Origin of the sequence: Burkholderia sp. AU18528 (assembly GCF_002223215.2) — a bacterium.
In the GTDB taxonomy this organism is placed as follows: domain Bacteria; phylum Pseudomonadota; class Gammaproteobacteria; order Burkholderiales; family Burkholderiaceae; genus Burkholderia; species Burkholderia semiarida.
This window is the reverse complement of record NZ_NKFC02000009.1, coordinates 586,654-603,308: the sequence shown is the minus strand read 5'-3', so window position 1 is coordinate 603,308 and position 16,655 is coordinate 586,654. Positions and strand designations below refer to the sequence as shown.

General features: G+C 71.0%; 3 protein-coding genes. 1 reads left to right on the top strand and 2 read right to left on the bottom strand.

Translation table 11 applies throughout. From position 1 onward, the window contains the following. Positions 1-214: 214 nt before the first annotated feature. Both CFB52_RS33310 and CFB52_RS33305 read right to left on the bottom strand, forming a co-directional pair. Positions 215-2,710, bottom strand: a complete 2,496-nt coding sequence (locus tag CFB52_RS33310; RefSeq protein ID WP_099318540.1) for a xanthine dehydrogenase family protein molybdopterin-binding subunit — start codon at positions 2,708-2,710, stop codon at positions 215-217. A gap of 21 nt (positions 2,711-2,731) precedes the next feature. After that, a complete protein-coding gene (locus CFB52_RS33305; RefSeq protein WP_059577675.1) occupies positions 2,732-3,190 on the bottom strand; it encodes a (2Fe-2S)-binding protein in 459 nt (152 codons plus the stop codon). 732 nt (positions 3,191-3,922) lie between these two features. Between CFB52_RS33305 and CFB52_RS33300 the strand changes: the two genes are divergently transcribed. Beyond that, positions 3,923-16,636, top strand: coding sequence for an autotransporter-associated beta strand repeat-containing protein (locus CFB52_RS33300; RefSeq protein WP_099318539.1), 12,714 nt, complete (start codon positions 3,923-3,925; stop codon positions 16,634-16,636). Positions 16,637-16,655: the final 19 nt, after the last annotated feature.

Genomic DNA, 16,655 nt, shown 5'->3' with positions numbered 1-16,655 from the left:
GTTTGGCCGTGCCAAACAAGCGACGCACGACGCCGCAATGTGGGCGGAAAGGCACGTTCCCCTGTCTGAAAAATGCATTCGTGGGGCTGGCCCCCAGAAGGGCCGATCGCTGCGTCATGCTCCTCGCGAATACGTCGAGTATTCGCTTCGTCGCAATCCTCGCGCTCGGCCCTTCTGGGGGCCAGCGCAAGCCCGTTATTAGCGTGAACACGCCCTAGGTCACCGTTCCTTTCTTCAGTTCGTCGATGCACGGGATGCCCGCGCGCCGTTTCGGCCGCAGGAATTTCGGCACCGTGCTCGCCTGGCCGACGCCTGCGTGGCTTTGATCGATCCTCGGCTTCGACGCGACCGGCTTGGCCTTGCGCGGCATCCGGCAGCCGCCGGCCGGCAGGTCGCCGTATGGGTCCTCGTCGACGGCGGCCGCAGGGGCCGCCGGCATCGCGGGGGTGGCCGATGCGACCCGCATCGGCGCGAACGGTAACGCATGCAGCCGCTCGCCCGTCAGCACGAACGCACCGTTGGCCACCGCCGGCGCGATCGGCGGCACGCCGGCGTCGCTCAACCCGGTCGGCCGAGCGTCAGACGGCACGAAGAAGACATCGACCGGCGGCGCTTCCTGCATGCGCACGGGCGGATAGTCGGCGAAACCGGCGTTGCGGACGGCGCCATGGTCGACGTCGATCGCAAAGCCCGGCTTCGTCGTGGAGAGGCCGAACAGCGCGCCGCCCTGAATCTGCGCTTGCGCGCCGGTCGGGTTGACGATGCGGCCCGCATACACGCCGGCCGTCACGCGATGCACGCGCGGCTGCTGCGCTTCGATCGACACGTCCGTGACGTATGCGACGACCGAACCGGCCGTTTCGTGCATCGCGACGCCCCACGCGTGCCCTGCCGGCAGCGTGCGCGTGCCGTAGCCGGACTTGTCGACGGCCAGCGCGAGCGCCTGGCGATGGGGCGCGTGCTCGGGGCCGGCCAGCCGCGCCATCCGGTAGGCGACCGGGTCCTGCCGCGCCGCGTGCGCGAGTTCGTCGACCAGCGTTTCCATCACGAACGCCGTATGCGTATGGCCGCCCGAACGCCATGATTGGACCGGCACGTCGGCGTCGGTCTGATGGACCGATACCTGCATCGGGAAGCCGTACGGGTTGTTCGCGACGCCTTCGGTCAGGCCGGGATCGGTGCCATGCTCGAGCATCGTCGTGCGCTCGAGCGGCGAGCCCTTCAGCACCGACTGGCCGACGACGACGTGCTGCCAGTCGCGCACGGCGCCGCTGCCGTCCACGCCGATGTCGACGCGATGCAGCACCATCGGGCGGTAGTAGCCGCCGCGCAAATCGTCCTCGCGCGTCCAGATCGTCTTGACCGGGCCGAGATGGCCGGCCGCGAGATACGCGGCGGACACGCGGGCGGCTTCGACCACGTAGTCCGACGTGGGGGTCGAGCGCCGGCCGTAGTCGCCGCCCGACGTCATCGTGAAGATCTGGACTTTCTCCGGCGCGACGCCGAGCGCTTTCGCGACCGCGGCGCGATCGGCCGTTTGCAGCGACGAGCCGCCCCAGATCTTGATCCCGCACGCGCAGTTCGCCGGCCCGACGTCGACCGTGCAGCTGAGCGGCTCCATCGCCGCGTGGGCGAGATACGGAAATTCGTAATCCTTCACGATTCGCGTGGCCGCCGGCGGCGCGCCGCCGGCGTCGGCCGTGCGCACCAGGGTTCCCGGCGTGCCGGCGAGCTGTTTGTACGCCTGCATCTGTTCGGCGGACGTGACGGTCGAGCCGGCGTCCTTCCACGTGATCTTCAGCGCATCGCGGCCGAGCTTGGCCGGCCAGTAGCCGTTCGCGATGACGGCCACGCCGGTGCCGCCGCGATCGGTCGGGATCTCGACGACCTCGACCACGCCCTTGACGGCCCGGGCCGCCGCCGCGTCGTAGCTCGCGACCTGCCCGCCGAAGCGAGGCGGGCGCGCGACCAGGGCCACCTTCATGTCCGGCAGGCGCCAGTCCATCCCGTACTTGAGCGTGCCGTCGAGCATCGGGCGTGCGTCGATGCGCGGTGTCGGCTTGCCGATGAGGCGGAACTGGTCCGGCGACTTCAACGGCACCCGCCGCGGTACCGGCATCGCCATCGCGGCGGGCGCGAGCTCGCCATAGGTCGCGCGGTAGCTGCCGGACGTGACGACGCCATTCGCGGTCCGGCACGTGGCCGGATCGACGTTCCAGCGTTGCGCGGCCGCGGCGACGAGCATCGCGCGGGCGGATGCGCCGAGTTCGCGATATTGCGTGAACGAGTGATTGACCGACGTCGAGCCGGCCGTCATCTGGATGCCCGTTACAGGGTCCTTGTACGGCTCGCCAGCGGGCGCGAGCACGGTGCGCACGTTGCGCCAGTCGACATCGAGTTCGTCGGCCAGCGCCATCGGCAGCGCGGTGCTGACGCCCTGGCCGGACTCGGTGCGGTTGACGGCAACGGTCACGGTGTTGTCCGGCGCGATGATCAGGAATGCTTGAGGTGGTGAAAACTGCGGGGCTTTGCCCGCTTCGGCCGTGGCCCGGGTCGGCGCGATGCCCAGCGCCAGGCAGCCGCTTGCCGCCATCGTGAGCTTCAGGAAGCCGCGCCGGCCGAGTTTCGGAGAACCTGTTCCGGCGGCCGGCGAAGCGTCGGAGTGGGGGGTGTCGGTGCTCGCCGGGCGCCCGGCAGTGCGAGTACGCATGGTCAATGTCTCCCGGCAGGCTCAGGCAAGCGCGCCGGCCGCATCGTGAATCGCGGCGCGGATGCGCTGGTAGGTCGCGCAACGGCACAGGTTGCCGGCCATCGCGCGGTCGATGTCGGCATCGGTCGGCGCCTTGTTGCTCCGCAGCAGGCCGGCCGCACTCATCATCTGGCCGCTCTGGCAGTAGCCGCATTGCGCGACGTCGTGCCGGATCCACGCGTCGAGGACCGCCTTGCCGACCGCATCGTCGGCGAGATGTTCGGATGTCGTGATGCGCGCGCTGCCCACCGCCGACAGCGCCAGCGTGCAGCTTCGAGCGGGGCGGCCGTCGACGTGAACGGTGCAGGCGCCGCAGTCGCCGGTGCCGCATCCGAACTTGGTGCCGGTCAGCCCGAGATTGTCGCGCAGCACCCAGAGCACCGGTGTCGACGGATCGGCATCGATCTCGGCCGGCCGGTCGTTGATGTTCAACGTCACCATCGTGAAGTTCTCCCTTGGACACCTCGTTATCGTTCGAGAAACCAAACCGCTGCGCGGCGGATGTGAATTCATTAAAGCAGATTGGCGAATAAATCAGCGTCCCTGAAACTGGTTTTTTCCTTTCTTAATAATTTCCCTGCTTCGGTTAAAGCATGAAATTAACATCCATCATACGAATCGATGAATATTCGAGAAAGATTGTTGAGTTTTGACAAAAATATGTTTACCGCGTGGAAAACGTTTGCGGGTCGTGTCTATATTTGTCTCGCGATCACACCGGGAGGCTTATGGACCGAATATTGGGCGCCAGAAAACCTGTACGCGAATCATTCGCAATAGGGTTGATTCGGCGTCCGGTTATTCAGTGTTCGTTTACGACGGCAGAAGGGGTTGATGGAAATGGAGCACAGCGCGTTCGTCGTTTGATCTGTACAGGTACAGATGCCATGCGTGTGGATTGACGAGTCAGCGTGTGCTTTACCTCCGTGAAGCAGGAGTCTCCAATAACTGAAAAAATTACCGAGCAGGGGTCAAAAGTAAAAGATGCCGATTAAATAATACTGGTTGATTAATTCCTGACTGTTTTTAATTCGGCCATCCGCATCGGACTGATGGCGGGGCGGCGTTTTTCCAAAAAACATCGAATGGCGTATTCCGGTATTTGCCTCCGGCATTTCGAATGCGTGGACGGAATACCCGCAGTCGTCGATTCTCTTATGGGAAGGTGTGATTATGCGTATGCGCATGGGATCGAACAAAAAACGCGCGGAAGCACGTCCGAAACTCCTCGTTCCGACCGGCGTGCTGGTCGCGCTGGTCGGCGCCGGGATCGTCCCCGTCGACGCGCTGGCGGCCTGCACCGGAACCACGACCGTCAGTTGCAGCGGAGCCAGCACGTCCTATTCGAACGGCGCGAACAATCTCAACCTGACCGTCGAGCCCGGCGCGACCGTCTCCGTGGTGCCGTTGATCGGCGGCACCGCGCTGTCGCTGACGGGCAGCGGCGTCACGCTGACCAACAACGGCAGAATCGACCCCGCATTGTCCGGCTTGAGCCTCGTGTCGAACGGCACGGTGGTCGGCAATATCGCGTCGGCGAGCACGGTCAACGTCACGAACGCCAGCTCGGGCGTGATGATGGGCTCGACGAGCTCGCTGCTCAACGGCCCGGCGTTGACGGTGTACAACGGCATCGGCGGTACGACGAACATCACGAATGCCGGCACGATCGGCACGACCGGCCTGCTGGGCTTCAGCGCGGGGCCCACCGCGCAGGTCGTCACCACGTCGGGCGGAGCGCAGGCCAACTTCACCAACGCGAGCGGCGGCACGATCAACGGTTCGGTGGTGCTCGCGCCCAGCGGGACGGCGGGCGCCGGCAACACGTTCACCAACGCCGGCACCGTGACGGGCAACGTGTCGCTCGGCGCGTCCGCCGGCACGTCGAACACGTTCAATGCGCTGACCGGATCGTCGGTCGGGCTGGGCGTCGATGCCGGGCTGGGCGGCAACAATACGCTGAACCTGCAACTGAACACCGCGACCGGGAGCCCCGCGAGCGGCGCCATCGCGGTCGATACGTACGGCAATTTCACGCATCTCGCGGTTCAGGGCGGCACGTGGAACATCACCGGCGCGTCGAGTGCGGCCGACGCGTCGCTGGCCGGCGGCACCGCGATCATCAACAACAGCGCGGGGCTGGGCGTGGGGACGATCGTCGCCGGCGGCGGCACGTTGGAGGCCGGCGCGGCCGGCCTCAACCTCCTCAACGACGTGACGCTCGGCGCGGGCTTGACGGTGGACGGCGCGACCGGGCTCGCGCTGTCGGGTACGATCGCCGGCGGCGGCGCGCTGAACGCGAGCGGCACCGGCACGCTCGCGCTGAACGGCGCCAATTCGTTCACGGGAGGAACGAATCTGACGGGCGGCGGCGGGCTCGTCGTCGGCACCGGCACGGCGCTCGGCACGGGCGCGCTGAACGTGAGCGGCGCGGGCGGCACGCTCGGCACCACCGTCGGCGGCACGTTGATCGGCAATGCGGTGAATATCGATACCGGCGTGACGCTGGGCCTGACCGGTTCGGCCAACCTCGGCCTCGGCGGCACGATCGCCGGCAACGGCAGTCTCGCGCAAAGCGGCACGGGGACGACGACGCTGCTCGGCGTGAACACGTTTTCGGGCGGCACGGCGCTGAGCGGTGGCGGACTGATCGCCGGCAATGGCGCGGCGCTCGGCAGCGGCGCGCTGCATGTGACGGGGGCGGGCGGCGCGCTGGCGACGAATGTCGGCGGCACGCTGCTCGGCAATGCAGTCAATCTCGATGCAGGCGCCACGCTTGGCCTGAACGGCGCGGCCGATCTGAGCCTCGGCGGTGCGATCGGCGGGAACGGCGGCCTCGCGCAAAGCGGCACGGGCGTGACGACGCTGCTCGGCGTGAACACGTTTACGGGCGGCACGGCGCTGAGCGGCGGCGGGTTGATCGCCGGCAATGGCGCGGCGCTCGGCACGGGGGCATTGAACGTGTCCGGCGCGGGCGGCACGCTCGCGACGAGCGTCGGCGGCACGCTGCTCGGCAATGCAGTCAACCTCGGCGCGGGCGCGACGCTCGGGCTGAACGGCGCAGCCGATCTGAGCCTGGGCGGCGCGATCGGCGGGAACGGCAGCCTGGCGCAAACCGGCGCCGGTACCACGACGCTGCTCGGCGCGAACACGTTTTCCGGCGGCACGGCGCTGAGCGGCGGCGGATTGATCGCCGGCAACGGCGCGGCATTGGGCACGGGCGCACTGAACGTGGTCGGCACGGGCGGCACGCTCGCGACGAACGTCGGCGGCACCGTGCTCGGCAATGCAGTCAACCTCGGCGCGGGCGCGACGCTCGGCCTGAACGGCGCAGCCGATCTCGGCCTGAGCGGCGCGATCTCGGGCGCGGGCGGCCTGGCGCTCGGCGGTACCGGCGCGACGACGCTGTCCGGCGCGAACACGTTCACGGGCGGCGCGAGCCTGACGGGCGGCGGCAGCCTGATCGTCGGCGGCGGCACGGCGCTCGGCGTAGGCGGCGCGTTGAACGTGAGCGGCCTCGGCGGTTCGCTGAGCGCGGATCTGGCCGCCGGCGCGGCGCTTGCGAACGGCATCAACCTGAACGGCGCATCGTTGACGCTGAACGGTGCGAACGACCTCGGCCTGAGCGGCGCGATCGGCGGCACCGGCGGCCTCGTGCTGAGCGGCACGGGCACGACGACGCTGTCGGGCGCGAACACCTTCGGCGGTGGCACGACCCTGAGCGCCGGCACGCTGCTCGCCGGCAGCAATACGGCGCTGGGCGCCGGCGCGCTGAACGTCACGGGCACGGGCGGCGCGTTGGGCGCGAGCGTGAGCGGCACCACATTGGGCAACGCGGTCAACCTCGGCACGGGCGCGACGCTCGCGTTGACCGGCGCGAACGATCTCGGCCTGAGCGGCACGATCGCCGGTAACGGCGGTCTCGCACACATCGGCTCGGGCATCACGACGCTGCTCGGCGCGAACACGTTCACGGGCGGCACGACGCTGAGCGGCGGCGGCATCCTTGCCGGCAACGGCAGCGCACTCGGCACGGGCGCGCTGAACGTGACGGGCGCGGGCGGCTCGCTCGGTACGACCGTCGGCGGCACGGTGCTCGGCAACGCGATCCAGCTCGGCGCGGGTGCGGCGCTGACGGTTGGCGGTGCGAACGATCTCGGGCTGAGCGGGATCATTTCCGGTACCGGCGGCCTGTCCGTGAACGGCCCGGGCACGACGACGCTCACCGCGGCCGAGACGTTCACTGGCGGCACCACGATCGGCGGCGGCACGCTGGCGATCGGCGCGGGCGGCAGTCTCGCCGCGTCGAGCCCCGTGAACCTGACGGGCGCGAGCGCGCAGTTCAGCATCGCCGGCGCGACCACGCCGCAGTCGATCGGCACGCTGTCGGGCGTCGCGGGTTCGGCGATCGATCTCGGCGCGAACAACCTGACGCTGGCCGGCAGCGGCAGCGGCGTCTTCGCCGGCAACATCGGCGGGGCGGGCGGGCTGACGCTTTCCGGCACCGGCTCGCAGGCGCTCACCGGCAACAACACGTATGCGGGCGGCACGGCGCTGACGGGCGGCAGCCTGCTCGTCGGCAGCGGCGCGGCGCTCGGCCTCGGCGCACTCGACGTCGACGGTTCGGCTTCGCTCGGCGCGAGCGTGCCGGGCGTGACGATCGGCAACGCGATCAATCTCGGTACCGGCGTCACACTGGGGCTGAACGGTGCGAACGATCTCGGCCTGAGCGGCACGATCGCCGGCAACGGCAGCCTTGCGCAAACCGGCTCCGGCACGACGACGCTCGGCGGCACGAACACGTACACGGGCGGCACGACGTTGAGCGCCGGCGGGCTGATCGCCGGCAACGGCAGCGCGCTCGGCACCGGTGCGCTGAACGTGAGCGGCGCGGGCGGGACGCTCGCGACGAACGTCGCCGGCACCGTGCTGGGCAATGCGGTGAACCTCGGCGCTGGCGCGGCGCTGGGGCTGAACGGCGCGGCCGACCTGAGCCTCGGCGGCGTGCTGTCGGGCGCCGGCAGTCTTGCGCAAACCGGCACCGGCACGACGACGCTGCTTGGTGCGAACACCTTCACGGGCGGCACGACCCTGAGCGGCGGCGGGCTCATCGCGGGCAACGGCAGCGCACTCGGCACCGGCGCGCTGAACGTGACGGGCGCGGGCGGCACGCTCGGCACGAGCGCGGGCGGCACCGTGCTCGGCAATGCGGTGAATCTGGGCGCGGGCGCGACGCTGACGGTTGGCGGTGCGAACAATCTGGGCCTCGGCGGCGCGATCTCGGGCGGCGGCAATCTGTCGGTGAACGGCCCGTCGATCACGACGCTGACCGGCGCCGGCACGTACACCGGCAACACGACGATCGGCAACGGCAGCACGCTGGCGGTCGGTGCGGGCGGCAGCCTGTCGGGCGCCAGCCTGTTCGATCTGGCCGGCGCGGGGGCGACGCTCGACCTGAGCGCGGCCACGTCGCCGCAGACGACGGGCGGGCTGGTCGGCACGGCCGGCGCGGCGGTGAATCTCGGCGGCAATACGCTGACGCTCGGCGGCGCCGGTAACGGCACGTTCGGCGGCACGATCGGCGGTGCGGGCGGGCTGACGCTGTCCGGCACCGGCACGGAGACGCTGACCGGCGCGAACACTTACACGGGCGGCACGACGATCAACGGCGGCACGCTGGCGATCGGCGCGGGCGGCAGCCTCGCGGCGGGCGGCGCAGTGAATCTGGGCGGAGCCGGTGCAACGTTCGACCTGAGCGGTGCAGCGCTGCCGCAGACGATCGGCGCGCTGTCGGGCGTGGCCGGTTCGACGGTGAATCTCGGCGGCAACGGCCTGACGCTCGGCGGCGCCGGCAGCGGCACGTTCGGCGGCACGCTCGCGGGCGCGGGCGGCAGCCTGACGCTGGCGGGCACGGGCACCGAAACGCTGACCGGGGCCAACACGTATACGGGCGGCACGAACCTGACCGGCGGCGGCACGCTGGTCGCCGGCAGCGGAGCGGCGCTCGGTACCGGCGCGTTGAACGTCGCCGGCGCGGGCGGCACGCTGGCCGCGAGCGTTGCCGGCATGACGCTGAACAACGCAGTGACTCTCGGCACGGGCTCGGCGCTGACGCTCGGCGGCACGAACGATCTGGGCCTCGGCGGCATCATCGCAGGCGGCGGCAGCCTCGCGCAAACCGGCAGCGGAACGACCGCGCTCACCGGCGCGAACACCTACACGGGCGGCACGACGCTGAGCGCCGGCGGCCTGTCGGTCGGCGACAACCTGGCGCTCGGCACGGGCGCACTCAGCGTCACCGGCAGCGGCGGCACACTCAACGCGAGCACGGCGAACCTGCTGCTGGCGAACGCCGTCGATCTGGGCGCCGGCTCTGCGCTGAATCTCGGCGGCGCGTTCGACTTCGGCTTGAGCGGCATGATTTCCGGCGCCGGCGGCGTGGTGCAGTCCGGCTCGGGCACGACCACGCTCGGCGGCGCGAACACCTATGGCGGCGGGACGACGTTGAGCAGCGGCGGGCTGAGCGTCGGCAGCAATACGGCGCTCGGTTCCGGCGCATTGAACGTGACCGGCAACGGCACGCTGAACGCGAGCGTGAGCGGCACGACGCTCGGCAACGCGGTCACGCTCGGCGCGGGCGCGACGCTCGGGCTGAACGGCGCGAACGATCTCGGGCTGAGCGGCGCGATTTCCGGCAGCGGCGGCCTCGCGCAGACCGGCGCGGGCACCACGACGCTCACCGGCACGAACACCTATGACGGCGGCACCACGTTGAGCGGCGGCGGGCTCATCGCCGGCAACGGCAACGCGCTCGGCACGGGCGCGCTGAACGTCACCGGCGCGGGCGGCTCGCTCGGCACGAACACGGCAGGCACGACGCTCGGCAATGCTGTGAATCTCGGCGCGGGATCGACGCTGACCGTTGGCGGTGCGAACGATCTCGGGCTGGGCGGCGGGATCTCGGGCAGCGGCGGCCTGTCGGTCAGCGGCCCGTCGACGACCACGCTCACGGGCGTGAACACCTATACCGGCAACACGACGATCGGCGGCGGCAGCACGCTGGCGGTCGGTGCGGGCGGCAGCCTGTCGTCGGGCAGCGCGCTCGATCTCGCCGGCACGGGCGCGACGCTCGACATCAGCGCGGCGACCACGCCGCAAACGAGCGGCATGCTGTCCGGCGTAACGGGCACGAACGTGAACCTCGGCGGCAACACGCTGACGCTGGCCGGCACCGGCAACGGCACCTATGCGGGCACGATCGGCGGCACCGGCGGGCTGACGATGTCGGGCGCCGGCACCGAAACGCTGACCGGCACCAACACGTACACCGGCGCGACGACGATCAACAGCGGCACGCTGGCGATCGGCGCGGGCGGCAGCCTGTCGGCGAGCAGCCCGGTGAACCTGGCCGGTGCGGGTGCGACCTTCGACGTCAGCGGTGCGACCACGCCGCAGACGACGGGCACGCTGTCGGGCGTGGCGGGTTCGACCGTGAACCTCGGCGGCAACAACCTGACGCTCGGCGGCACGGGCAACGGCACGTACGGCGGCACGATCGCCGGCGCGGGCGGCAGCCTCACGCTGTCGGGCAGCGGCACCGAAACGCTGACCGGCAACAACACGTACACGGGCGGCACGAACCTGACCGGCGGCGGCACGCTGATCGCGGGCGGCGGTTCGGCGCTCGGAACGGGCGCGCTGAACACGAGCGGCGCGGGCGGCACGCTCGGCACGAGCGTCGCAGGCACGACGCTGACCAATGCGATCAATCTCGGTTCGGGCTCGACGCTGACGGTCGGCGGGGCGAACGACCTCGGGCTCGGCGGTGCGATCGGCGGCAGCGGCAATCTCGCCGTGACTGGTCCGTCGACGACGACGCTCACCGGCGCCGGCACGTACACCGGCAACACGACGATCGGCGGCGGCAGCACGCTCGCGGTCGGCGCGGGCGGCAATCTGTCGTCGGGCAGCGCGATCGATCTCGCCGGCGCGGGCTCGACGCTGGACGTGAGCGCGGCCACGTCGCCGCAGACGACCGGTACGCTGTCCGGCGCAGCGGGTTCGGCGGTGAATCTCGGCGGCAATACGCTGACGCTCGGCGGTTCGGGCAACGGTACGTTCGGCGGAACGGTCGGCGGCACGGGCGGGTTGACGCTGTCGGGCACGGGCACCGAAACGCTGACCGGCAACAACACGTACACGGGCGCGACGACGATCAACAGCGGCACGCTCGCGATCGGCGCGGGCGGCAGCCTGTCGGGCAGCAGCCCGGTGAACCTGGCCGGTGCGGGCGCGACGTTCGACGTGAGCGGCGCGACCATGCCGCAGACGACGGGCTCGCTGTCGGGCGTGGCCGGCTCGACGGTGAACCTTGGCGGCAACAACCTGACGCTCGGCGGCACGGGCAACGGCACGTACGGCGGCACGATCGCCGGCGCGGGCGGCAGCCTCACGCTGTCGGGCAGCGGCACCGAAACGCTGACCGGCAACAACACGTACACGGGCGGCACGACTCTCGCCGGCGGCGGCACGCTGATCGCGGGCAGCGGTTCCGCGCTCGGCACGGGGGCGCTCAACACGAGCGGCGCAGGCGGTACGCTGGCCGCGAGCACGCCCGGGACGACGCTTGCCAACGCGGTGAATCTCGGCAGCGGCTCGACGCTGACGGTCGGCGGCGCGAACGATCTCGGCCTCGGCGGCGCGATCGGCGGCAGCGGCAACCTCGCGGTGAATGGTCCGTCGACGACGACGCTGTCGGGCGCGAACACCTACACCGGCAGCACGACGATCGGCGGCGGCAGCACACTCGCGGTCGGCGCGGGCGGCAGCCTGTCGGCTGGCAGTGCGATCGACCTCGCCGGCACCGGCGCCACGCTCGACCTGAGCGCCGCCACTTCGGCGCAGACGACCGGCGCGTTGTCGGGCGGCACGGGCACGAACGTCAACCTGGGCGGTAACACGCTGACGCTCGGCGGCGCAGGCAGCGGCACCTATGCGGGCGTGATCGGCGGCACGGGCGGGCTGACGTTGTCGGGCACCGGCACCGAAACGCTGACCGGCACCAACACGTACACCGGCGCGACGACGATCAACAGCGGCACGCTCGCGATCGGCGGCAACGGCAGCCTGTCGTCGAGCAGCCCGGTCAGCCTGACGACGGCCGGCGCGACGCTCGACCTGAGCGGCGCCGCGTCGCCGCAATCGACGGGCGCGATCTCGGGCGTGGCGGGTTCGACCGTGAACCTGGGCAACAACAACCTGACGCTCGGCGGGTCGGCCAGCGGCACGTACGCGGGCAACATCGCCGGCACGGGCGGCGTGACGATGTCGGGCACCGGCACGGAGACGTTGACGGGCAGCAATACGTACACGGGCGCCACCACGATCAACAGCGGCACGCTGGCGATCGGCGCGGGCGGCAGCCTGTCGGGAACGACACCCGTGAGCCTGACGGGTGCGGGCGCAACCTTCGACCTGAGCGGCGCGACGACGCCGCAGACGACGGGCACGCTGTCGGGCGTGGCCGGCTCGACGGTGAATCTCGGCGGCAACAGCCTGACGCTCGGCGGCACGGGCAGCGGCACGTATGACGGCACGATCGCCGGTGCAGGCGGCAGCCTGACGCTGGCTGGCACGGGCACCGAAACGTTGAATGGCGCCAACACGTACACGGGTGGCACGAGCCTGACCGGTGGCGGCACGTTGATCGCGGGCAACGGCTCGGCGCTCGGCACGGGTACGCTGAACACGAGCGGCGCGGGCGGCACGCTCGGCACCAGCGTGGCCGGCACGACGCTGACCAACGCGGTGAACCTTGGCGCGGGGTCGACGCTGACTATTGGCGGTGCGAACGACCTGGGCCTGGGCGGCGCGATTTCCGGCAGCGGCAACCTCGCGGTGAATGGTCCGTCGACGACGACGCTTACTGGCGCCAACGCGTACACCGGCAACACGACGATCGGCAACGGCAGCACGCTGGCGGTCGGCGCGGGCGGCAGCCTGTCGGGCGGCAGCGCGGTCGATCTGGCCGGTGCGGGCGCGACGCTCGATCTGAGCGCGGCCACGACGCCGCAGGCGACGGGTGCGTTGTCGGGCGTGTCGGGTTCGACCGTGAACCTCGGCGGCAATGCGCTGACGCTCGGCGGTTCCGGCAGCGGCACGTACGGCGGCACGATCGCGGGCGCGGGCAGCCTCACGCTGGCGGGCACGGGCACCGAAACGCTGACCGGCACGAACACGTACACGGGCGGCACGAGTCTGACCGGCGGCGGCACGCTGCTGGCCGGCAACGGCTCGGCGCTCGGCACCGGTGCGGTGACGACGAGTGGCGCGGGCGGCTCGCTGGGCACGAGCGTGGCCGGCACGACGCTGACCAACGCGATCGATCTCGGCGCGGGTTCGACGCTGACGGTCGGCGGCGCGAACAACCTCGGCCTTGGCGGCGCGATCTCGGGCAGCGGCAATCTCGCGGTGAACGGCCCGTCGACGACGACGCTCACCGGCGCCGGCACGTACACCGGCAACACGACGATCGGCAACGGCAGCACGCTGGCCGTCGGCGCGGGCGGCAGCCTGTCGGCGGGCAGCGCGCTCGATCTCGCGGGCACGGGGGCCACGCTGGACCTGAGTGCCGCGACGACGCCGCAGACGACGGGTGCGCTGTCGGGTGTGTCGGGTTCGACCGTGAATCTGGGCAGCAACACGCTGACGCTGGCCGGTTCCGGTAACGGCACGTATGGCGGCACCGTGGCCGGCACGGGCGGTTTGACGCTGTCGGGCAGCGGCACGCAAACGCTGACGGGCACCAACACGTACACCGGGGCGACGACAATCAACAGCGGCACGCTCGCGATCGGCGCGGGCGGCAGTCTGTCCGGCAGCAGCCCGCTGACGCTGACCGGTGCGGGCGCAACGTTCGACGTCAGCGGTGCGACCACGCCGCAAACGACGACCGCGCTGTCGGGCGTCGCGGGTTCGACGGTGAACCTCGGCGGCAACAACCTGACGCTCGGCGGGGCGGGCAGCGGCACGTTCGGCGGCACGATCGCCGGCGCGGGCGGCAGCCTCACGTTGTCGGGTACGGGCAGCGAAACGCTCACGGGCGCCAACACCTACACGGGCGGCACGAACCTGACGGGTGGCGGCACGCTGATCGCGGGCAGCAACACGGCGCTCGGCACGGGCGCGCTGAACACCGGCGGCGCGGGCGGCACGCTGGCCGCCGGCACGCCGGGCACGACGCTGACCAATGCGGTGAACCTCGGGACGGGGTCGACGCTGACGGTGGGCGGCACCCATAGCCTCGGCCTGAGCGGCCCGATCTCCGGCAGCGGCACGCTCGCGCTCGGCGGCCCCGCGACGACGACGCTTTCCGGCGCCAACACCTACACCGGCGGCACCAGCGTCACGGGCGGCGGCACGCTGGTGGCCGGAACGTCGACCGCACTCGGCAGCGGCACGCTGACTGTGGGCGGCAACGGCGGCACGCTCGGGACCAGCGTGCCCGGCACGACGCTCGCCAATGCCGTGAATCTCGGCACGGGTTCGACGCTGACGGTGGGCGGCGCGAACAACCTCGGCCTGAGCGGGCCGATTTCGGGCGGCGGCAACCTGGCGGTGAGCGGCCCGTCGACGACGACCCTCAGCGGCGCGAACGCGTACACGGGCGGCACGACGATCGGCAACGGCAGCACGCTCGCGGTCGGCGGCAGCGGCAGCCTGTCGGCCGGCAGCGCGCTGACGCTGGCCGGCAACGGCGCGACGCTCGACGTCGGCGCGGCCACGACGCCGCAGACGACGAGCGCGCTGTCGGGCGCGGCAGGTTCGACCGTGAATCTCGGTGGCAATACGCTGACCGTGGCGGGTCCGACGGGTGGCACCTTCGGCGGCACGATCGCGGGCACCGGCGGCTTCGCGGTGCAGGGCGGCGGCACGCAGACGCTGACCGGCGCGAACACGTACACCGGCGGCACGACGATCGGCAGCGGCAGCGCGCTCGCGCTCGCCGGCGCAGGCAGTCTCGCGCCGACGAGCCCGGTGATTCTCGCGGGCAGCGGTGCGACGCTGAACCTGGCGGCTGCGGCGGCGCCGCAGGCGATCGGCACGTTGTCGGGTACGACCGGCTCGAACGTGAATCTCGGCAGCACACCGCTGACGGTCAACACCGCCGGCACCAGCACGTTCGCCGGCACGCTGTCGGGTACCGGCCCGCTGACGCTGGCCGGCACGGGCGCGCAGGTGCTGAGCGGCACGAACACGCTGTCGGGGCCGACCGCCGTGACGGGCGGCACGCTCGCCGTCACCGGTTCGCTGGCCAACTCGCCGGTGACGGTCGGCAACGGCGCGACCGTCACCGGGACGGGCACGATCGGCGGCCTGGTCGTATCGGGCGGCGGCACCGCATCGGTCCTCCAGCTCGGGCAGCCGCTGAAGGTCGCGGGCAACGCGACCTTCCAGCCCGGCTCGACGCTGCAGGTCGGCGCCACGCCGCAACAGAGCGGCGGCCTCGACGTGACCGGCTCCGCCGCGCTCAACGGTGGGTCGGTACAGGTCGTCGCGGCGACCGGGCAATACCAGCCGGGCAAGCTCTACACCATCGTGAATGCCGGCGCGGGCGTGCAAGGGCAGTTCAGCGCGGTGAACTCGACGTATGCGTTCCTCACGCCGACGCTCACGTACAACCCGGCGCAGGTGCTGATGTCGCTGGCGCCGAACGGCACGCCGTTCTCGTCGGTCGCGACGACGCCCGACGGGCAAGCGGTGGCGGGCGCGGTCGGCACGCTCGGCGCCGGCAACCCGCTGTTCGATACGGTGCTGACGTCGGATGCGCCGACCGCGAACCGCGCGTTCACGCAACTGGCCGGCGATCTGTATCCGAGTACGCGAAGCGTGCTGCTGTCGGATAGCCGCTACGTGCGCGACGCGGTGCTCGATCGTGCACGGCTCGGTTCGCAGCCGGGCGGGGCGCTCTGCGGATGCGAGGCGCCGGTGTCGGCGGACGATCACGCGGCGGCGCTCGACCGGCGCATGGCCGCGGAGAACGGCTGCACGCCGGCCAAGTCGTACAAGCCCGCGGTGTGGGGCCGACTGTACGGCTCGCATAGCCGGTTCGACGGCGACGGCGTCGCTTCGATCGATCGCAACCTGTACGGCTTCATCGTCGGTACGGATGCGGAAGTCAGCAGCCACTGGCGCGTCGGTATCGCGGGCGGCGCGTCGCGCAGCCAGCTCAATACCGACCAGAACGAGTCGGCGAAGGTCAACGGCGGGACGATCGCGCTGTACGCCAGCGGCCGATACGACGCGTGGAACGTGCGCGGCGGCGTGTCGCAGTCGTGGTACCGCGTGCATAGCGCGCGCAATCCGTCGTTCGGCAGCTTCGCCGATCACGATACCGCGAGCTACGACGCGAGCGCGACGCAGGTGTTCACCGAGATCGGCTACTCGACGGCGATTCGCAACGTCGCGCTCGAACCGTTCGTCGGGCTCGCGTATGCGAGCCTGCACACCGGCGGCTTCAAGGAGAACGGCGGCGCGGCGGCGCTGCAGGGCGATTCCGACACGACGGGCCTCGGCTTCTCGACGCTCGGCGTGCGGGCGTCGACGGACGTCGCGGTCACGACGAAGGGCAAGATCACGACCTTCGGCACGATTGGCTGGCGGCATGCGTTCGGCAACACGCAGCCGGGTTCGACGCTGTCGTTCGCGAGCGGCGGCGCACCGTTCAGCGTGGTCGGCGTGCCGATCGCGCGCGATGCGGCCGTGCTCGAGGTCGGTGTCGATGCGGCCGTGACGAAGAACCTGTCGATCGGCCTGTCGTATAGCGGCCAGCTCGGCGGCAACATCAGCGATCACGCGCTGTACGGCAATCTGCTGTGGAAGTTCTAAAGGGAGGGCGGCGGCCGCT

Bases quoted from the DNA above. Each gene is read 5' to 3' on its own strand.
- CFB52_RS33310 (WP_099318540.1), bottom strand. From the start codon at position 2,710: ATGCGTACTCGCACTGCCGGGCGCCCGGCGAGCACCGACACCCCCCAC.
- CFB52_RS33305 (WP_059577675.1), bottom strand. From the start codon at position 3,190: ATGGTGACGTTGAACATCAACGACCGGCCGGCCGAGATCGATGCCGAT.
- CFB52_RS33300 (WP_099318539.1), top strand. From the start codon at position 3,923: ATGCGTATGCGCATGGGATCGAACAAAAAACGCGCGGAAGCACGTCCG.